This window comes from Nonomuraea ferruginea (assembly GCF_039540635.1).
Classification (GTDB): Bacteria; Actinomycetota; Actinomycetes; order Streptosporangiales; family Streptosporangiaceae; genus Nonomuraea; species Nonomuraea ferruginea.
This window is the reverse complement of the sequence record NZ_BAABFD010000026.1, coordinates 89,210-107,934: the sequence shown is the minus strand read 5'-3', so window position 1 is coordinate 107,934 and position 18,725 is coordinate 89,210. Positions and strand designations below refer to the sequence as shown.

General features: G+C 72.9%; 16 protein-coding genes. 2 read left to right on the top strand and 14 right to left on the bottom strand.

What is annotated here, in order from left to right; translation table 11 throughout:
- Nucleotides 1-103: 103 nt before the first annotated feature.
- The gene (locus tag ABD999_RS37895) at nt 104-3,322 is read left to right on the top strand and encodes an ATP-binding protein (RefSeq protein WP_345483136.1); all 3,219 of its coding nucleotides are present in this window, start codon (nt 104-106) and stop codon (nt 3,320-3,322) included.
- Here the strand turns inward: ABD999_RS37895 and ABD999_RS37890 are convergent.
- From ABD999_RS37890 to ABD999_RS37850, 9 genes are all read right to left on the bottom strand, one after another.
- Nucleotides 3,304-4,140, bottom strand: coding sequence for an ABC transporter permease (locus ABD999_RS37890; RefSeq protein WP_148035780.1), 837 nt, complete (start codon nt 4,138-4,140; stop codon nt 3,304-3,306). The two genes, ABD999_RS37895 and ABD999_RS37890, sit on opposite strands and share 19 nt — an antisense overlap.
- Entirely contained in the window at nt 4,137-5,132 is a 996-nt protein-coding gene (locus ABD999_RS37885) for an ATP-binding cassette domain-containing protein (protein WP_271276195.1), read from the bottom strand. The genes ABD999_RS37890 and ABD999_RS37885 overlap by 4 nt, the downstream gene beginning before the upstream one ends.
- A 61-nt stretch (nt 5,133-5,193) precedes the next feature.
- Nucleotides 5,194-5,946: an SDR family NAD(P)-dependent oxidoreductase gene (locus ABD999_RS37880; RefSeq protein WP_219551837.1), complete on the bottom strand. Its 753-nt coding sequence runs from the start codon at nt 5,944-5,946 to the stop codon at nt 5,194-5,196.
- Nucleotides 5,943-6,737, bottom strand: coding sequence for an enoyl-CoA hydratase/isomerase family protein (locus tag ABD999_RS37875; RefSeq protein WP_271276194.1), 795 nt, complete (start codon nt 6,735-6,737; stop codon nt 5,943-5,945). The genes ABD999_RS37880 and ABD999_RS37875 overlap by 4 nt, the downstream gene beginning before the upstream one ends.
- Nucleotides 6,734-8,362: a CocE/NonD family hydrolase gene (locus ABD999_RS37870; protein ID WP_271276193.1), complete on the bottom strand. Its 1,629-nt coding sequence runs from the start codon at nt 8,360-8,362 to the stop codon at nt 6,734-6,736. The genes ABD999_RS37875 and ABD999_RS37870 overlap by 4 nt, the downstream gene beginning before the upstream one ends.
- Entirely contained in the window at nt 8,362-9,144 is a 783-nt protein-coding gene (locus ABD999_RS37865; RefSeq protein WP_271276192.1) for an SDR family NAD(P)-dependent oxidoreductase, read from the bottom strand. Before ABD999_RS37865 ends, ABD999_RS37870 begins: the two co-directional genes overlap by 1 nt.
- A 10-nt stretch (nt 9,145-9,154) precedes the next feature.
- Nucleotides 9,155-9,958 (bottom strand): enoyl-CoA hydratase-related protein, encoded by an 804-nt coding sequence (locus tag ABD999_RS37860; RefSeq protein ID WP_271276191.1) that lies wholly within the window; start codon nt 9,956-9,958, stop codon nt 9,155-9,157.
- Complete coding sequence (locus ABD999_RS37855; protein ID WP_271276190.1) at nt 9,955-10,683, bottom strand: SDR family NAD(P)-dependent oxidoreductase; 729 nt, start codon at nt 10,681-10,683, stop codon at nt 9,955-9,957. Before ABD999_RS37855 ends, ABD999_RS37860 begins: the two co-directional genes overlap by 4 nt.
- Nucleotides 10,680-11,633, bottom strand: a complete 954-nt coding sequence (locus tag ABD999_RS37850) for an amidohydrolase family protein (protein ID WP_271276189.1) — start codon at nt 11,631-11,633, stop codon at nt 10,680-10,682. Before ABD999_RS37850 ends, ABD999_RS37855 begins: the two co-directional genes overlap by 4 nt.
- Before the next feature lie 85 nt (nt 11,634-11,718).
- Here ABD999_RS37850 and ABD999_RS37845 point away from each other — a divergent pair, with 85 nt between their 5' ends.
- On the top strand, nt 11,719-12,372 hold the full coding sequence (locus ABD999_RS37845) for a TetR/AcrR family transcriptional regulator (protein WP_148035771.1): 654 nt from the start codon (nt 11,719-11,721) through the stop codon (nt 12,370-12,372).
- A 44-nt stretch (nt 12,373-12,416) separates the two neighbouring features.
- Here ABD999_RS37845 and ABD999_RS37840 read toward each other — a convergent pair whose 3' ends face one another.
- The 5 genes from ABD999_RS37840 to ABD999_RS37820 are packed head-to-tail and all read right to left on the bottom strand — an operon-like array spanning nt 12,417 to nt 18,700.
- Nucleotides 12,417-14,042 (bottom strand): AMP-binding protein, encoded by a 1,626-nt coding sequence (locus tag ABD999_RS37840; protein WP_271275551.1) that lies wholly within the window; start codon nt 14,040-14,042, stop codon nt 12,417-12,419.
- A 1-nt stretch (nt 14,043) separates the two neighbouring features.
- The gene (locus ABD999_RS37835; RefSeq protein ID WP_271275550.1) at nt 14,044-14,796 is read right to left on the bottom strand and encodes an ABC transporter ATP-binding protein; all 753 of its coding nucleotides are present in this window, start codon (nt 14,794-14,796) and stop codon (nt 14,044-14,046) included.
- Entirely contained in the window at nt 14,793-16,586 is a 1,794-nt protein-coding gene (locus tag ABD999_RS37830; RefSeq protein ID WP_271275549.1) for a branched-chain amino acid ABC transporter ATP-binding protein/permease, read from the bottom strand. Before ABD999_RS37830 ends, ABD999_RS37835 begins: the two co-directional genes overlap by 4 nt.
- Complete coding sequence (locus tag ABD999_RS37825) at nt 16,579-17,454, bottom strand: branched-chain amino acid ABC transporter permease (protein WP_148035767.1); 876 nt, start codon at nt 17,452-17,454, stop codon at nt 16,579-16,581. The genes ABD999_RS37830 and ABD999_RS37825 overlap by 8 nt, the downstream gene beginning before the upstream one ends.
- A 7-nt stretch (nt 17,455-17,461) precedes the next feature.
- Nucleotides 17,462-18,700: an ABC transporter substrate-binding protein gene (locus tag ABD999_RS37820; RefSeq protein ID WP_219549686.1), complete on the bottom strand. Its 1,239-nt coding sequence runs from the start codon at nt 18,698-18,700 to the stop codon at nt 17,462-17,464.
- Nucleotides 18,701-18,725 lie beyond the last annotated feature (25 nt).

Genomic DNA, 18,725 nt, shown 5'->3' with positions numbered 1-18,725 from the left:
AGGCGGGGCCGTGCGGAGGGGCGGCGTGGACCTCTGGTCGAGATCGCAAGCAGCGCTGAGGCCGGAGGCGGCGGTCCGCTCGTAAGCTGGAAGGGTGCCTCCGGTGTTGACCTTGCTCGACGGCGTCCGCTGGCAGGGGACGCGGGTGGCCGGTGAGCGCGCCCAGACCCTGCTGGCGGTGCTCGCGCTGCACGGGCGGGCGGGGGCTGGGGACGAGCGGCTGGTCGAGGAGTTATGGCCGGACGGGCCGCCCGCGAACCCCACGAAGGCTCTGCAGGTGGTCGTGTCGAGGACGCGGGCCGCGACCTCGGCCGACGCGGTGGTGCGGACCGCGCGCGGCTACCGGCTCGGGGTGCCGGACGAGCAGGTGGACGCGTTGCTGCTCGGCGCGCTGGTGGAGCGGGCGCGGAAGGCGCTGGCCGAGGGGGACGTGGCCGAGGCTCGGCGCGGCGCCGAGGAGGCGATGAGCGTAGCGAGCGGGCTGGCGGCGGCGAGCGGGCTGGCGGCGGCGAGCGGGCTGGCGGCGGCGGGCGGGCTGGCGGCGGCAAGCGGGCTGGGGACCGCGGCGGGACCGCTCGGTGAGGTGCGGGTGGTGGCGGCGGGGCGGCTGGCGGAGGCGCGTCGCGTGTCGGCCGTCGCGCGCTCCCGCGCCGGCGACCACGAGGGCGCGCTGCCCCTGCTGGAGGAGGCCGCGGCCGACCGGCCGCGCGATGAGGAACTGCTCGCCTGCCTGCTGCGCGGCGAGGCCGCGGTCAGGGGCACGGCGGCGGCGCTGGAGCGCTACGAACGCCACCGGGCCGACCTGGCCGAACGGCTCGGCGCGGATCCGGGGCCGGCCCTCGCGCGCGTGCACGCCGAACTGCTCGCCGCGGACCGGCCCGTACGGGAGGGTGTGCTGTTCGACGGGTCGTCGCTGCTCGGCCGCGACGGCGACATCAGCGCGGTGCACGCCCTGCTGCAGACCCACCGGGTCGTCTCCGTCGTCGGGCCGGGCGGGTTGGGCAAGACGCGGCTGGCCCACGTCGTCGGCAGGAACGCCACCCAGCCCGTCGTCCACTTCGTCGGGCTCGTCGGCGTCTCGTCGCCCGAGGGAGTGGTGGGCGAGGTGGGTTCGGCGCTGGGGGTGCGCGACTCGGTGAGCGGGCGCGGGATGCCGGCGTTCGAGCGGCCGTCGGATGTACGGGCCCGCATCGCGCAGCATCTCGGCCGGGCGCCGGCGCTGCTGATCCTGGACAACTGCGAGCACGTGATCGACGCCGTGGCCGAGCTGACGGCCTTCCTGGCGGCGGCCACGCGGGATCTGCGGGTGCTCACCACGTCGAGGGCCCCGCTGTCGATCCCGGCGGAGCACGTCTACCCGCTCGGCGCGCTGGAGCCCGGCGACGCGGTGCAGCTCTTCCGCCAGCGGGCGACGGCGGCCCGGCCGGGCGTGCGGCTCGACGAGGGCCTGGTGCGCGAGGTCGTGACCCGGCTCGACGGGCTGCCGCTGGCGATCGAGCTGGCCGCCGCGAAGGTGCGCGTGATGGCGGTGGAGGAGATCGCGCGGCGCCTGGCGGACCGGTTCGCGCTGCTGCGCGGGGGCGATCGCAGCGCGCCGGGCCGGCACCAGACTCTGCTCGCGGTCATCGACTGGTCGTGGAATCTGCTGGACGAGCCCGAACGGCGGGCTCTGCGGCGGCTGTCCCTGTTCAGCGACGGGTTCACGGCGGCCGCGGCCGAGGCCATGGGCGCCTTGGACGCGGTGCAGGCGTTGGCCGAGCAGTCGCTGCTGAGCGTCGACGAGGCGGCCCACGGCGTCCGCTACCGGATGCTGGAGACCGTCAGGGAGTTCGGACAGGTGCGGCTGGAGGAAGCCGGTGAGGAGGTGTCCGCGCGAGCGGCGCTGCTGGCCTGGGCGACGGGCTACGCGCACGAGCACGCCGCCGTGCTGTTCGGCCCGGACCAGTTCGCGGCGGTTGACGCGCTGCGGGCCGAGGAGACCAACCTGGCCGATCTGCTCCGCCGGGCGCTCGCCGAGCCCGACCCGGCCACGGCGGTCCCGCTGCTGGCCGGGGTCGGCGCGCTGTGGTCGATCCGCGGTGACCACGCCAGGATCATCGCGCTCAGGACCGCGATCATCCAGGCCGTCACGGGCTGGTTCCCGCCGCCGGAGCTCGTCGAGCTGACCCGGGCCGCCCTGGTGGTCGCGATCGCCAACTCGATGATCCTCCTGGACGAACGGAGCGAGCCGCTGCACGATCTGCTCAGCAGGCTTCCCGTCGGCGACGCCACGGACCCGCGCCTCGCGGCGATGACGAAGGTGACGCTCATCGGCGCCCCCTCGAACAGCGCCGGCCTGCGCGATCGGCTGCGGGAGCTGTGCCGCAGCGCCGACCGTGACGAGGCGCTGGTGGCGACGCAGATGAGCGCCCACGTCCTGGAGAACGCAGGGGACATCGCGGGGGCGGTCACGGCGACCGAGCGAGGGCTGGCGCTGCTCCCGCAGGACGAGGGGCCGTGGCTCCGGGCGATCCTGCACACCACGCTGGCTCACCTGACCTTGCGGTGCGGCGACCGACGGCGCGCCGTGGGCCACGCGCGAGCGGCCCTGCCGGTGCTCAGCCGGATCGGCGCCACGGACGACGAGACGCAGCTGCGCTCGCTGCTGCTGATCATCGCGCTCGGCGAGGGCGATCACCGGACCGCGGAGGCCGAGCTCGCGCAGATCAACCGGCTCAACGACGGCGGGGCGGTACTCGGCGGGCCGGCGGTGGCCGCGCTGTGCGCCGCCGAGCTCGCCCTCGCCCGCGGCGAGACGGCCGCCGCCCTCTCGGACTACCGGCTGGCGGTCGAGCGGGCGCGCGATCTGCGGCTGCCCGGGATGCCGCGCTCGGGCTTCGAACCATGGGTGGTCACGGCGGAGGCGCTCGCCCTCGCGGCGCACGCCTACCACGGGGAGCCCGCGGATCTCCCGTACGGCGAGGAGCTGTTCCGCTTCTGCGCCGCTGGGCGCGCCCGCGACGTGCTGAGCGCCGACGGCCGGCTCCTCGACTACCCGGTCAGCGGCTCGCTGCTCTTCGCGCTCGGCGCCTGGGGGCTGCTGCGGGCGGCCCTGGCCCCCGGTGACGCGGTCGCCCTGCTGGTGCTGGCCGAGCGGTTCGCCTACAACGGCATGATGGCCGGCATGGCCTTCGACCGGATCGAGCCGTACGCGGAGCAGGTCGCGCCCGGCGCGCTCGCCCGCGTCCGCGCCGGTTACGGCGACCGGCGCGGCGCGGAACTGCTCGACGAGGCGCGGGCGCTCGTCGGACGGCTCGCCGCGGGTCAGATGTGCCGCTTGTAGCTCCGTACGGACAGCGGCGCGAAGACCGCGACCACGACCAGGCAGGCCAGCAGCGTCCACGCCACCGCCCCGCTCACCTGAGCGTGGTTGGCGAGGTCGCGAGCGGCCGTGACCAGGTGTGAGACCGGGTTGATCCGGACGAACGAGGCGAGCCAGCCGGGCAGGGTCTCGACGGGGACGAACGCGTTCGACAGGAACGTCAGCGGAAAGAGGATCATCATTGAGATGCCGTGCACGCCTCCGGCGCTGCGGGCGATCGTGCCGACCCAGGTGAACACCCACGCCAGCGACCACCCCGTGAGGATCGCCAGCAGGATCGCGCCGAGCACCCCGGCCACGCCGCCGCCAGGGCGGTATCCCATCAGAAGGCCCATGGCGAAGGTCAGGGTCGCCGCGATCGCGTACCGGAGCAGATCGGCCACCATCGGGCCGGCGAGCGGTGCGATCCGGGCGATCGGCAGCGACTTGAACCGGTCGAAGACGCCCTTCTCCATGTCCTCGCGCAGTTGGACGCCGGTCACCATGCAGGTCGTCAGCACGGTCTGGGCGAGGATGCCGGGGATCATCAGCGGCAGGTAGCTCTGCACGTCCCCGGCGATCGCGCCGCCGAAGATGTACGCGAACATCGCGGTGAACAGGACGGGCTGCAACGCCACGTCGAAGAACTGCTCGGGGTTGCGGCGCATCTTCTTGGCGGCCCGCCACGCCATCGCGAGGGTCTGGCCGAGCGTCTCGCCCACGGAGACGTGCCGCCGGGTGGCCGCCACCCGTTCGGCCGCTCGTACCGCCTGCCTGACGGGTGCGGTGGTCGTGCTCATCGGGTCTCCTCCGTCTCGGTCTCGTGACCGGTCAGCGCCAGGAACACCTCGTCCAGGCTGGGCTTGGCGACGCTCACCGAGGAGATCGAGATCCCTGCGGTACGGAGCGCGATCAGCACGTCGGCGGCCATGTCGGCCTGGTCGAGCGCGACGTTGAGCCGGCCCTTCTCGGGGCTGAGCACCGGTTCGGAGCCGAGGCCGCGCCGGACGGCCTCGACGGCGGCCGGCACCTCGCCGGGTTCGGCGAGCATCAGCTGGAGGGTGGAGGCGCCGACCATGGTCTTCAGCTCGTCGGGCGTGCCCTCGGCCACCTTGCGGCCGTGGTCGATGACGGCGATCCGGTCCGCCAGCTGGTCGGCCTCGTCCAGGTACTGCGTGGTCAGCAGCACCGTGCACCCGTCGGTGATCAGGCCGCGGATGGTGTCCCACATCTGGCCACGGGTGCGCGGGTCGAGGCCGGTGGTCGGCTCGTCCAGGAAGATCAGCGGTGGTCTCGTGATCAGGCTGGCGGCCAGGTCGAGGCGGCGCCGCATGCCGCCGGAGAAGTGCGCGATCGGCTTGTCCGCGGCCTCTTCCAGACCGAACCGGCCGAGCAGGTCGGCGGCGATCCGCCTGGCACTCGGCGCGGGGATCCGCTGCAGCCGGGCGAAGAGCCGGAGGTTCTCGCGGGCGGTCAGCTGCTCGTCGACCGACGCGTACTGCCCGGTCACGCCGATCAGCTGCCGGATCACGTGCGGCCGGCCCGCCACGTCCACGCCGAAGATCTCCGCCCGGCCGGCGTCGATCGCCAGCAGGGTGGCCAGCATCCTCAGCATGGTGGTCTTGCCGGCGCCGTTCGGCCCGAGGACGCCGAAGATCTCACCGGGCCGTATCTCCAGGTCGATCCCGTCGACGGCGCGGTGATCGCCGAACGCCTTGACCAGCCCTTCCGCGAGTACGGCCGGTTCTGTTCCGCTGGAGGGGGCGGTACGGCCGAGTTCTGTGATGCTCATGGCGCCACTCTCGGCGCCCCTGGTTTCACGGCCCCCTCACGCCGGTTTCACCTGTCGAAGGTCAGCGGAGGGAGTTTCCTCCGTCGGTGACGACGGAGCGTCCGGTGATCCAGCCCGCTCCCTCGCCGCACAGGAACGCGACGACCTCGGCCAGGTCTTCGGGGGTGCCGGCGCGACCCAGCGGCGTGGCGCGCGCGGCGGTGGCCAGGAGTCGTTCCGGGTCGGGGCTGATGTCGCGGAGCGCGTCCGTCGCCACCACGCCGCCGCTCACCAGGTTGACCGTGATGCCGTCGCGGCCGAGTTCGACGGCAAGGTAGCGGACGACGCTCTCCGCCGCGGCCATGGCGGCGGCGATCGCCGCGTAGCCGGGGACGTGCCTGTCCGTCCCGGTGCTCACGGTCGTCACGACGCGGCCGCCGCCGTCGAGGTGCGGGCGGGCCGCCGCCACCAGGGCGAGGAGGGAGCCGACCCGGGTCGCGAACTGCCGCTCATAGGTGTGCCAGGGTGTTTCGAGCGCCTTTCCCAGGGACGGCGAGCCGGAGCCGAAGCCTGTCGCGTTCGAGACGACCGCGCGGACGGGGCCGAGCTGTTCACCCGCCGCGCGGACGAACTCCGCACACTGGTCCCGGTCCGCGACATCCAGCGCGAAGGCGGCGGCCCGTCCCCCGTTGCGGCTGATCGTGTCGACGACTTCGGCGGCGGACTCGGCGTTCCGGTGGTAGCCGACCGCGACGGCGTAACCGTCTCGGGCGAGCGCGAACGCGGTGGCCCGGCCGATGCCCCGGCCGGCTCCGGTGATGACGGCGGTTCTCACGATCGGCCCCCGAAGGTGATGGGGTCACCGTCCGCCGCATCGGCGTAGCGGCGCCGCGCCTCTTCCTGGAGCGTCACGGATTCCGGACTGGCCAGCCTCTCCGCGAAGAGCGCGGCCTCCAGCCGGAGACCTTCGGTGATCGGCAGCCTGGAGCCCTCGACCAGGGCGCGTTTCGCGGCGGCGAGCGCGGCGGCGGGACGCGACGCCAGGTGACGGGCCAATTTCAGTGTCTCCGCCTGGAAGTCAGGGGTGGGGAGCACGCGTTCGACGATTCCGTACGTCCTGGCCTGGTCGGCGGTGAGGACGTCGCCGGACAGGACGAGGTCGGCGGCCCGCCCGGGGCCGATCAGCCTGGCCAGGCGCTGGGTGCCGCCCGCCCCGGGGATGATGCCGAGCGCGATCTCCAGCAGGCTGAAGTGGGCGGAGGCCGAGGCCCAGCGCAGCGTGCACGCCAGGGACAGTTCGAGGCCGCCGCCCCATGCCTGGCCGTCGATCGCGGCGATCACCGGCTGGGGCATCCGCTCGATGCGCCGCATCGCGGTGTACCAGATCTTGGCCCGCGGCACCGGCCCGCGGGACAGCCCGGCGAGTTCGTCCAGGTCGGCGTGCGCGATGAAGTATCCGGGGACGCCGCTGGTCAGCACGACGACGCCGATGCCGGGTGTGGTCTCCACCCGCGCGAGCTCCGCGTCCAGTTCTTCCAGCGCGGCGAAGGTGAGGAAGTTGCGCGGCGGGTTGCGGTAGGTGAGGACGGCGACGCCGTCACGGTCCTCACGGCTCCATGTCGTCATGACTCTCCCTCGTCACCCAGGATGAGGACCGAGGCGCCGTAGTGGACGCTCTGGGTGGACGGCTTCCCGTCGCCCTGGTTGCGGTCGTAGTGCGGAAAGTTGCTGCTGGACAGCATCAGGCCGATGCGGTGGCCCGCCTCGAACCGCTGGGCCGTGTGTCCGAGGTCGACGTCCACCTGGATCGGTTCTCCTCGCGGTACGGGGGTGCCCGGCCCGTCGCGGTGGCTGAGCCGGACCACTCCCTCGCAGACCGGCAGCAGACGGCCGTCCGGCAGGTGGTTCACCAGCCGGGCCATCACGTCGGCGTCCGCCGCGTCGGTGGCGAAGGTGAGCCGGAGCCGCACCTGGCCGACGACGTCGACGTCCTCGGCGAGCACGTCCCCGAGATAGAGGAGGACGTCGGATCTCGTGGCCGTCCGGCTGAGGTCCAGCGGCCCGGGGGTGAGGCGGCCCAGGTGCAGGACACGCCCGCCGCGGCTCGGCACCGGGTCGGCCGGGTCGTGCACGTAACCGTCGGGTGCGGCCGGGCTCGGCACGGAGGTCAGCCGGCCCGGCGTCTCGCCCGGGACGGCGGGGCCGGTCAGGTACAGGGTGTGCCCGGCGGCGTCCGCGGGCGGCCACTGCTCCGCGGTGCGCCACACGTCGGCGCCCATCAGGAAGTACAGGACGGGGTCGGACTCGCCGGGCCCGTCCACGCAGCGGCGGAAGAACTCCAGGTGCCGGGCGGGCAGCCGGGCGGCCGCCGCCGAGGCGGCGACGCCGAAGTTCACCTCGCCCTGCAGATGGGTCAGGGCGCCGGTGTGCGCCCAGGGGCCGACGATCAGCTCGTGCCGCAGATCCGGCCGCAGCCGGCGCATCTCCAGGTGGCCGCGAACGGTCGCGGCGGCGTAGACGTCGTACCAGCCCGTCACCGACAGGCTCGGCACCTCCACCGCCGCGAGGTCCCAGTCGGGCAGGGCCCGGATCCGCCCGTCCAGCAGGTCGCCGATGCTGATCGGGAACCCGGGCAGATCGATCATGTCCGCCAGTGGCAGCCGCCGCATCGCCTGTTCGGGATCGTGGATCAGCGACGCGACCTGCGCGGCCAGCGCGGGGTCCGCGTCCGGGCCCTGCCGGCCCAGCCAGTCGGCGGCCATGTAGGCGAGCCACCCGACGAGGTGGTCCAGCCGCAGCGCGCCGCCGGTGTCGCGGAGGTCGGCCGTCGCGCCGGTCGTCATGGCCGGGGCGATCCCCCGCAGGTGCGGCGGGCGCGAGGCCGCCCCGAGCCAGGCGACGATCCCGAGGTAGGACGTTCCCGCGAGGAACACCTCGCCGTTGCACCAGGGCTGCGCCGCCACCCACTCCACGGTGTCGTAGGTGTCCTCGGCCTCCTGCTCCCACATGACGGCCTGCCACTCGCCGTCGGATTCGAAGCGGCCCCTGGTGTCCTGCATCAGTGCGGCGAACCCGCCGGCGAGGCAGTGCTGGGGCTGCAGCGTGTCGGAGCTGATCTGACGCCGTCCGTACGGCGTCCTGAACACCACCGCCGGAGCCGGCGACGCGGGCCGCCACAGGTCGCCGCGCAGCAGCACGCCGTCCCTCATGGGGGTCTCGACGCCGCCTTCGATACGTCCCAGTTCCGTCATCACACCGCCTTGAGGGTGAGCATCGTACGGGCCATCTCGTTCCATCCGGCGGTGGCCCCGCCGTCCACGGTCAGGGTGCAGCCGGTGAGGAAGGAGCTGCCGGGCAGCGCGGCGAACACCACGGCGCGGGCCTGTTCCTCGGGGCTGGCCAGCCGGCCGGCGGAGGTGGTGGCGGTCAGGGAGTCGCGGAGCGGGCCCGGCGGCCACAGCTCGTCCACCATCGCGGTGTGCGTCGGCCCGGTGACCAGGGCGACCGCGCGGATCCCCTGCGCGCCGTAGTCGACGGCGACCGACTGGGCGAGGCCTATGAGGGCGTGCTTGGCCATGTTGTAGACGGGGGAGCGGGGTGTCGCCGCCACCCCGCACATCGACGAGGTGAACACGAACACCCCGCCGTGCGCGCGCATGTGCCTGACCGCGGAGCGCACCAGGTAGAAGTTGGCGTCGCAGCAGACGCCCATCACCTTGCGGTAGTCGTCGTCGGTGATGCTGTGCGGGCGGCCGGGGACGTTGACGCCGGCGTTGCCGTGGACGACGTCGAGCCGGCCGTGCCGGGCGGCGACCTCGTCGACGACTCTGGCGACCTGTGCCGGGTCGGAGACGTCCGCCTGGACGATCCCCTCTCCCGGAGTCAGGTCCACGCCGACGACCTCGGCGCCCACTGCCCGGAACAGCCTCATCGAGGCGGCGCCGATGCCGCTCGCCGCGCCTGTCACCAGGACGACCCGGCCGTCGAGGCGGCCGAAGATGTCACCGTCCGCCTTGTCGTCTGTCACGGTCATGCTTTCCTCCTCAACGGCCGGTGAACTCGGGGCTGCGCTTCTCCAGGAAGGCGCGCGCCCCTTCGACCGCGTCATGGACTTCCCTGTTGTTGCGGATGTGGAAGCCGTTCTGGATGCGCAGAGCCTGCTCCAGCGGCTGTCCGTACACCCGCTCGCGCAGTTGTTTGTAGAGCCCGATCGCCCGGGTCGGGCCGGCCGCGAGCCGACGCGCCTCGGCGAGGACCGCGTCCTGGAGCTCCCCGGACGGGACGACGCGGGTGTAGATGCCCAGGCGTTCGGCGTCGGCGGCGTCGAGCAGCCCGCCGGACAGGTAGATCTCGGTCGCCTTCGCGGTTCCGACGATGCGGGGCAGCATGACGGCGGTGCCGGTCTGCGCCACGTTCACCAGGCAGCTTCCGATCCGCGCCGTGTCCGAGGCGATCCGCAGGTCGGCCGCACAGGCCAGCTCGGTGCCCGCACCGGCCGCGGGGCCGTTGACCGCCGCGATGACCGGCTGCGGCGCCGTGACGATCGCCTCCACAATCCGCAGGTACACCGGATCGGCGGTGTCGCCGAGCACCGGAGAGTTCCTGCGGTCCCCGGCGAGGTGCTCGTCCACCGCGCCGAGGTCGTCCCCGCCGCAGAAGGCGCTGCCCGCCCCGGTCAGCACCACGACCCTGGCCTGCGGGTCGGTCTCGGCGCTTTCCAGCGCGCGCAGCAGCTCCTCGCCCAGTGTGCGATCGAGCGCGTTGCGCTGGGCCGGACGGTTCATGGTCAACCACAGCACCCCCTGGGCCGGCCGGGACACCAGCAAGGTCTCCGTATCGTGCGTCACGCTCTGACCATCCCTCCGTCGACGAACAATGCCTGGCCGGTGACGTAACCGGCCCCCGCTCCCAGCAGCCACGTGATCACGGCGGCGACCTCCTCCGGATGCCCGCACCGGCCGAGAGGCAGCTTCGCCGCGACCTTCTCCGCCAGCCCGCGGAGCCCGCTCACGTCGAGCATCGGCGTGTCGATGAAGCCGGGACACACGGCGTTCGCCCGGACGCCGAGCGGTCCCAGCTCGACGGCGAGCGAGCGGGTCAGGCTCAGCAGCCCGCCCTTGCTGGCGTCGTAGGCGGCCTGCCCGGCGAACCCGGTCACCGCGATCGAGCAGACGTTGACGACGGCGGCGCCCGGCCGTCCCGCGAGGACGGGCGCCGCCGCGCGGGCCAGCCGGAACGGCGCCGACAGGTTGATCTCCAGCACGCGCGTCCAGTCGGCGGTGCCGTGCTCGGCCAGTGCCGCGCGGTGCTCCACGCCCGCGTTGTTGACGAGCCCGTCAAGCCCTCCGAGCCGGTCGATCGCCCGGTCGACGACGCGCTGGGGCGCGCCGCTCTCCGTCAGGTCGAGGGGCATCGTGTGCAGCCGGTCGCCGAACCGTCGCTCCAGGCGGCGGCATCCGGACTCGTCCACATCGGTCGCCAGCACCCGCGCGCCCTGGCCGAGCAGGTCGGCGACGAGTGACGTGCCGATGCCTCCGGCGGCCCCGGTGACCAGGATCCGGCGGCCGTTCATGACGCCGATCCCAGCAGTCGTCGGGCGTTGTCGTGCAGCCAGGCCCGGACGACGTCGTCAGGCAGTCCGAGCCGGGTGACCTCGTCGGCGAGTGCGGCGGGCGGGCGCGCCTGTGTCCAGCTGGTCGATCCGAACAGGACGCGGGTGCGGACGGACGTGGTGCCCAGGGCGAGCAGCGCCTCCCACCCCGACCCGGGGACTCCCATCCTGGCCGGACGGTGTGAGGAGAACTCCAGGTAGACGTCGGCGTGTCGCTGTGCCACCGCCAGCATCTCCGTGACCCAGGGCCATCCCCCGTGACCGGCGACCAGGACGAGGCCGGGGTGCGCGCCGGCGATCCGGTCCAGCACACGCGGTGCGGAGACGTCGATCGGGACGTCCGAGCGGAAGTGCTGTCCGCAATGCAGCCACACCGGGACACCGCGGTCGGCGGCGAGGCGCCAGAACCCGGCGTGCTCGGGTCCGGACGGGTCGACGCCGTCGAGGAACGGGATGACCGACAGGCCGGTCGCGCCGAGGTCGTCGAGCGCACGACGGGCCTCGCTGATCGCGGCCCGCGGGTCGGCGAAGCTGACGCCGGCCCAGGCGCTGAGGAGGTCCGGGTGCCGAGCGGCGTAGGAGGCGACCCGGTCGTTGACGGTGCCGTCCCCGATGGGCCACGGCCCGCCGTGCAGGACCTGGTGGGCGACTCCGGTTTCGGCCAGCGCGGCGACGTGGTGGTCGATGTCGAACCCGCGTCCGAGTACGGCGGCCAGCTGGTCCGCCGTGCCGGTCGCGTCGCGGGCCGCCTCCGCCGCGACGGCGCCGGGGTCACGCCCGGTGAGAGTGGCGAGCCGACCGGCGAACAGGATGAGATAGCGGGGCGCGGCGGTGGCCAGCGCACGCAGATAGGCCGTCCAGCACTCGGTGTCGTAGACGACCTCACAGACGTCGATCACCGGTTCACGCATCAGACCTCCATTTTGTACAAACGTTTGTTTACCATATGCGGCGCTGACAGGTCAATGAACGTTTATGTGGTGGTAGCGTCGAAGCGTGGCTACGACACGCTCCCGGACGACCGCCGGCGCACCACAGACCACGGCCTCGATGAGCCGGCGGATCCTCGACGAGGCGGCGCGCCTGTTCTACGAGGACGGGTTCCCCGCTACCAGCGTCCGCAAGATCACCGCCGCGTGCGGTGTCACCGCGGGCTCGCTCTACAACCACTACGAGTCCAAGGAGGAAGTGCTCTACGCGATCCTCAAGCGGGCGTACGAGGACTCGGAGGGCATGCTGGAGGAAGGGCTGCTGCGCGGCGGCGACAGGGCCGACCGGCAGCTGGCCGAGCTGGTGCGTGAGCTCACGCTCTTCCACACCGAACGGCGCGTCGAGGGCCTGGTCGCCCGGACCGAATGGCGTCACCTCCCGGCGGAGCAGGCCAAGGAGATCCTCGACGCCCAGCGGCGCATCCGCCGGATCTTCGAACGCACCCTCGAACGAGGCTTGGCCGCCGGCCTGTTCCGCCTCAGCGACCCGCGGGCGTCGCGCCCTGCCCAGGTGGACGTGGTCGCCAAGGCCATCCTCGACATGTGCATCAACGCCGGGCAGTGGTTCCGCCCGGAGGGCGCGGTGTCGGCCCGTGACCTCGCCGACCAGTACTCCTTCCTGGCCCTGCAACTCGTCGGCGCCGGCCCTCCGGACGCCTGACGGTCCGCCTGCCCGCCGGCTTCGGGGCCGGCGGGCAGGCGGGCTCAGCTCCCGCCGATGCGGTCCCGCCGGACGACCACGCCCAGCCGCTCGCGATCGGCCGTGTCCGCCGTGACACCCTCCGAGCGCAGCCGATGCTTCTCGACCTTGTTCGTCGGGGTGTGCGGGAGCGCGCCGACCACGCGGACGTAACGGGGCACCATGAAGTGCGCCATGCGCGGGATCAGGAAACGGAACAGCTCGGCCGGGTCGATCGTCGCGCCCTCCACGGGGGCGACCACGGCGAGCACGTCATCCTCGCCGTACGGGCTCGGCACGGCGACCACCGCGGCCTCCCGGACCGACGGATGCGCCAGCAGCTCGATCTCCACCTCGGCCGAGGAGATGTTCTCGCCCCGGCGCCGGATCGTGTCGCCCATCCGGTCCACGAAGAAGAACTCGCCGTCCACCGTGCGGAAGGCGTCCCCGGTGTGGAACCAGCCGTTGCGCCAGGCCCGTGCCGTCGCCTCGGGCATCCCGAGGTAACCGGAGTTCATCGCCCACGGCTGGTCGGTGCGCAGCACCAGCTCCCCGACCTCGCCGTCGGGCACCACCCGGTCGTGCTCGTCCACGACCCGCGCCGCGACACCGGGCCGCAGCCGCCCCGACGTCCCCGGAACGCCCGGGTCGGGGCCCGAGATGATCGGGATCGAGACCTCTGTCATGTTGAACATGGCCACCACGTCGACGCCGAAGCGTTCGGCGAACGCCGCGCTGTCCTCGATCAGCGGAATGATGAAGACGCGCCGCAGCGGGTGAGCACGGTCCTGGGGGGACGGCGGGCGCTTGGCCAGGAACGTCGCCATCACGCCGAGCAGCGTCACATGCGTGGTGCCCGTCGCGCGGACGGCCGGCCAGAACGCCTCGGTGTCGAACGCGCTGACCAGACTGATCCCGCCGCCGAGCAGCAGCGCGGCGTACGTGCCGATGGTGCCGCCCGCGTGGAACAGCGGAAGGTTGACCATGTAGCGGTCGGCCGCCCCGAAGCCGTCGAACGCGGCCCGCGCGCACGCCGCGAGCTGGACGTACGAGCACAGGACGCCTTTCGACGGCCCGGTCGTCCCCGACGTCAGGATCACCGCGTACGGGTCCCACGGCAAGGACGGCGACTCCGGGCGGAATCCCGGGGCCGGCGTGGCCAGCGTCTTCGGCCCCAGCACTTCCGGCGCGGCGACCCGGCGAGGTGACCGGGCGTCGTCCGCTCCGAGCACCACCACCCGTTCCAGCGCACCGGTGCCGATCTCGTCCAGCCGCCCGGCCAGCTCGGCGTGCACGATCGCCACCCGCGCTCCGGACAGCCGGATCGCGTGTTCGAGCAGCCCACCGCGATAGGCGGTGTTGAGCGGGACGAGGGTGCAGCCGAGCAGGTTCACACCGAACCAGACGCGCAGGGCGTCGGGTCCGTTGGGCAGCCACGAGACCACCATGTCACCCGGCCGCACACCCAGTCGGTGCAGCCCGGCCGCGACCTGCTCGGCCTCGGCCAGGGTTTCGGCGTACGTCCATCGCGTCCCGTCCTCGAAGACCGCGTACACGCGGTCCGGATGCTCCGCGGCGCGGCGGACGAGCAGCTCCCCGACCACGCAGTCCTCGGCCGCGGGCACCGCCGGGCCCCACCATCCACCGCTCATGTCACTCCTTGATCCGCTGGTCACCGGACACGGCCGCGCCCAGGTAGGCGACCCGCAGCGCGGGGTCCTCCGCCAGCTCGGCGGCGGACCCCGCCGCCTCCACCCGGCCGTGCCGCATCACCAATCCCCGGTCCGCCAGCGCCAGCGCCTGGCCGACGCGCTGCTCCACCAGGATCACCGTCATGTTCTGCGCCCGTAGCCGGTCCACCACCGCGAACACCCGCTGGATGATCACCGGAGCCAGGCCGATGGACGGCTCGTCCAGCAGCAGCACCCGGGGTTCGCGCATCAGCGCCTGGCCGATGGCGAGCATCTGCTGCTCCCCGCCGCTGAGCACCTCGGCGTAGGCGTCCATCCGCTCGCCCAGCACCGGGAACAGGTCGACGACCCGTTCCGTCCGCTCCCGCTCGACCCCGCGCCGGTTGGGGACGTTCCAGAGCCCGAGCCGCAGATGCTCGGCCACCGTGAGCCCGGTGAACAGGCGCCTGCCCTCGGGGATGTGGACCAGGCCGTGCGCCACGACGCGCTCAGGGCTCCACCCGGTGATGTCGGTCCCCGAGAGCCGCACCGACCCCGACGTGGGGCGCAGCAGCCCCGAGATGGTGCTGAGCAGGGTGGTCTTCCCGGCCCCGTTGCCGCCGACCACCGCGAAGATCTCGCCCGTACGCACCGTGAAGTCCACGGAGCGGACCACCGGCACCGCGCCGTAGCCCGAGCTCAGCCCGGACACGGTGATCAGTTCCTCTGCTGTCATGCGGGTGCCCCCAAGTACACCTCGACGACCCGCGCGTCGCCGAGTGCCTCCTGCGGCGGTCCCGACGTCACCAGCCGGCCCCGGTCCAGGACGGTCACCACGTCGGCGACGCTCGCGACGAGTTCGATGTGATGCTCCACCAGCACCACGGTGGTGCCGGTGTCACGGATCGCCCGGATGAGGCGGCCCAGCGACTCCAGCTCCCGCGGCGTGAGCCCGGCCGCCGGCTCGTCCATCAGCAGCAGGCGCGGACGCGCCATCAGTGCCCGAGCCACCTCCAGCAGCCGCTGCTCACCGTGCGGCAATGAGGCCGCCTCCTCGGACGCCCGTCCGGCCAGTCCATGACCGGCCAGGAGCCGGTCGGCCTCCGCCGCCAGTTCGGCCTGCTCGCGGCGGGCCCACGGCAGCCGCAGGACGATCGCCGGCCCGCCTGACCGCTCCCGCGTGTAGGCGCCGAGCAGGACGTTGTCCCGCAGGCTCGACGTGCCCAGCAGCCGAGGCGTCTGGAAGACGCGCGCCACGCCACGCCGGGCGAGCCGCTCGGCGGGGGCCCGGCTGACGTCCTCGGCGTCGAGGATGACCTGGCCCTCGTCCTGCCGCAGCAGGCGGCTGATCACGTTGAGCAGCGTCGTCTTGCCCGATCCGTTGGGCCCGACGATCGCGTGAACCGTGCCCGGTTCGATGGTCAGGTCGATCCCCCGCAGGGCGTGCACCCCGCCGAACGACTTGCGGACGCCGATCAGCTCGACGCCGAGCGGCTCACCCCGCGGCGGCCCCGCCTCGATCGGAATGCCCGGGTCGGCGGTGTCGGTGTCGGCGGGCACGCCGGAGGACCGGCGGCGCGCCCGGAGCTTCTCCCACGCGCCGGCGACGCCCTGCGGCGCGTACACCATCAGCACGAGCAGCGCCGCGCCGTAGATGAGTCCGCGCCATTCCGCGAGGCCGGTCAGCAGCTCGGGGAGGGCGAAGAACAGCAGGGTGCCGATGACCGGGCCCGCCAGCCGCGCCGCGCCGCCGATGATGACCACCAGCAGGAAGAGGATGGAGAAGTCGAGGGTGAAGTCGTCCGGGGTCACCAGCCCGTGGTGGACGGCCAGCAGCGCTCCGCCCAGCCCGGCGGTGGCGCCGCCGCAGGCGAAGGCGAACAGCTTCATCCGCGCGGGCGCGACGCCGACGCTCTGCGCCATCTCGGGCGCGTCGCGTACGGCCATCATGCCGCGGCCCAGGCGGGAGCCGACGATGGTGCGGACCATGACGAAGAGCATGACGTTGACGGCCAGAACCAGCCAGAGGATGTCCCGTTCTCCGAGCTCCCACGGCCCGAGAGCCGGTCGCGGTATGCCCATCAGCCCCGACCAGCCGCCGGTCAGCCCTTCGAACTCGACCAGGAGGCTGCGGGCCGCCATCGCCGCGCCGAGCGTCACCAGGGCGATGTACCAGGACGACAGCCGGAACGCGGGCAGGGCCATCAGCGTTCCCGCTCCCACGGCGACCGCCACCGCCACCGGGGCCGCCGCCCAGAACGTCCAGTCGTGGTCGGCCATGAGGATGCCCGTGGTGTAGGCGCCGACGGCGACCAGCGCGCCCTGCCCCAGCGAGACCTGGCCGGTGTAGCCGAACATGAGGTTCAGTCCCGTACCGACCAGCACGTAGATCCCGGCCGTGGTGGCCAGATAGGTGATCGTCGGGTCGCCGCTCACCAGCGGCAGCGCGGCCGCGGCCGCCACGAGGACGAGCCAGGGGGCCGCGCGCCGCACGGCGCGGGACCGTGCCCCGCGAACTTCAGACATGACGTTGCACCGCCAGACCACGCAGGCCGTTGGGCCGGATCAGCAGGATGAGCAGCATGGCCGCGAACAGGACGACGGACTGCGACCCGGGGGAGGCGAAGACGGCGCCGGTGGCCTCGATGACGCCGAGCATCCAGCCCGCGACCAGCACGCCGCGGTTGTCGCCGATCCCGCCGACCGCCAGGGCGGCGAAGCCTTTGATCAACAGGCCCAGCCCCATCGTCACCGAGGCCAGCAGCAGCGGCGCCGCGAGGACCCCGGTGAGCCCCGCGAGCGCGCCGCCGAGCAGGAAGGAACGGCGGGTGAGCGCCGTCGGGTCGATGCCGCGCAGCCGGGCGCCGTCACGGTCGGCGGCCACCGCCCGCAACGCGGTGCCGAGCCGGGACCGATCCAGGACGCCGAGCAGGGCCACCACGGCGACGGCGACGACCACCACCGCGACCTGGTAGCTCGAGAACCGGACGCCCAGCACTTCCTGGACCCGCATGGACAGCGGCCACGGGGGCGCGACGGCGCTCGGCTGGTCCGTCCACAACCGCCCGGCGGCCTCCGCGAGCAGCAGCGAGAACGCGAGCGTGGTGATCACCCAGCCGACCGCGTGGGATGACCTGCGCAGCACCGGAGTCACGGCGACCCGCTCCTCGGCCAGCGCCACGACCGCCACGATCACCATCACGCAGGCGGCGGCGACTCCCCAGGGGAGCCCGCCGATCGGCGTGGCCGCCATCAGCATCGCGCCGATCATGATGAGTTCGCCCTGGGCGAAGTTCACCACGTTCGTAGGCCGGTGCAGGACGTTGAAGCCCACCGCGACCAGTCCGTAGAGGCTGCCGAAGACCAGGCCGGCGACCAGGATGTCGGCGATCATCGGCCGGTCACATCCCGTCCGCGCGCCGCCGGAGGACCCCACCCAGGCTCTGCGGCTCCTTGGCCGACATGAGGGTGCCCACCGTGATGTCCTCGTCGGCGATGCCGGAGTGCCGTTTCGCGGTGAACGACACCTTCGCCCGAACGCCCTGGTAGCCGTCGACCTGGTCGAGCGCGGCCTTGAGCTTCGCCGGTTCGAGGCTCTTGGTCTCCTCGATCACCTTGGCCATCAGCATCATGTAGTCGTAGTAGGGGCTGGTCACCGCCGAGTAGCCGAGACCCGCGGTGTCCGGATGCTTGTCGATCCGCTCGACCAGCGCGCGCACCTCGGCGGACGGCTCCTCCTCGCCGGTGTAGGTGAGCCCTCGGTACGTCGTGCCGAAGAACCCGTCGAGCAGCGCGCGGGGGAACTCCCCGAGAGCTTCGATGTAGTTGAGGTCGTGCGAGACGATCACCGGGTGGAAGTCGCTGGCCGCCATCGCCCGCAGGATCAGGATGGTCGCCTGCGGCTGGCCGGTGAACAGGCCGAGGCCGTCCACGCCGGCCCGTTCGAGGTTGCGGACGAACGGCGTCATGTCGGAGGCGTCCACCTCGAACACCTCGACCGCGACCGGCTTCGCGGAGTAGGAGTCGCGCAGGGTCGCGATGACCGCGTCCCGGATCGACGTGCCGAACTCGGAGTTCTCGACGATGATGCCGATCTTGCGGAGCCCGCGGACCTCGTGCAGGAAACGCGCCGCCACCCTGGCCTGCTGGGTGGTGTTGTACACGAGCTGGTAGTGGTAGGGGAAGCGGTCGCCGTCCCCGAGCAGTTCCGCGCCGCCCCAGGCTGACTGGATCAGCTTCGCCCGGGCGAGGGCCGTCACCGACGCCAGGACCTGTGAACTCCCGGTCGGCCCGACCACGAACGTCGGCTCCTCCCGGATGAGCCGTTGCGCCACGGCCGGCTGAGAGGCCGGGCTTCCCTTGTCGTCCTCCTCCATGACCTGAACGGCCTGCCCGAGCAGCCCGCCGTTCGCCTTGAGATCCTCCAGGGCCAGCCTCGCGCCGACGTAGATCGGCTTGTACGCGGCGGCGAGCCGGCCGGTCTTCGGCTCCACCCACCCGATGCGGGCAGTGGTCTTGCCGGCTCCCGCCGAGCTTCCGCACGCCGCCGTCCCCAGGCCCAGCATGCCGAGCGCGGTGATGGACGCGGTGCCCGCCAGAAATCCTCGCCGAGACATCCCGTCCGTCCGGTATGTGGTCACGGCCGCCTCCTCGTTCAGTGTATGA

Excerpts from the sequence above, each read along its gene's own strand:
- ABD999_RS37865 (WP_271276192.1), bottom strand. The coding sequence starts at position 9,144 with ATGACCGTGACAGACGACAAGGCGGACGGTGACATCTTCGGCCGCCTC.
- ABD999_RS37855 (WP_271276190.1), bottom strand. The coding sequence starts at position 10,683 with ATGAACGGCCGCCGGATCCTGGTCACCGGGGCCGCCGGAGGCATCGGC.
- ABD999_RS37885 (WP_271276195.1), bottom strand. The coding sequence starts at position 5,132 with ATGAGCATCACAGAACTCGGCCGTACCGCCCCCTCCAGCGGAACAGAA.
- ABD999_RS37830 (WP_271275549.1), bottom strand. The coding sequence starts at position 16,586 with ATGTCTGAAGTTCGCGGGGCACGGTCCCGCGCCGTGCGGCGCGCGGCC.
- ABD999_RS37840 (WP_271275551.1), bottom strand. The coding sequence starts at position 14,042 with ATGAGCGGTGGATGGTGGGGCCCGGCGGTGCCCGCGGCCGAGGACTGC.
- ABD999_RS37850 (WP_271276189.1), bottom strand. The coding sequence starts at position 11,633 with ATGCGTGAACCGGTGATCGACGTCTGTGAGGTCGTCTACGACACCGAG.
- ABD999_RS37835 (WP_271275550.1), bottom strand. The coding sequence starts at position 14,796 with ATGACAGCAGAGGAACTGATCACCGTGTCCGGGCTGAGCTCGGGCTAC.
- ABD999_RS37870 (WP_271276193.1), bottom strand. The coding sequence starts at position 8,362 with ATGACGGAACTGGGACGTATCGAAGGCGGCGTCGAGACCCCCATGAGG.
- ABD999_RS37825 (WP_148035767.1), bottom strand. The coding sequence starts at position 17,454 with ATGATCGCCGACATCCTGGTCGCCGGCCTGGTCTTCGGCAGCCTCTAC.
- ABD999_RS37890 (WP_148035780.1), bottom strand. The coding sequence starts at position 4,140 with ATGAGCACGACCACCGCACCCGTCAGGCAGGCGGTACGAGCGGCCGAA.
- ABD999_RS37875 (WP_271276194.1), bottom strand. The coding sequence starts at position 6,737 with ATGACGACATGGAGCCGTGAGGACCGTGACGGCGTCGCCGTCCTCACC.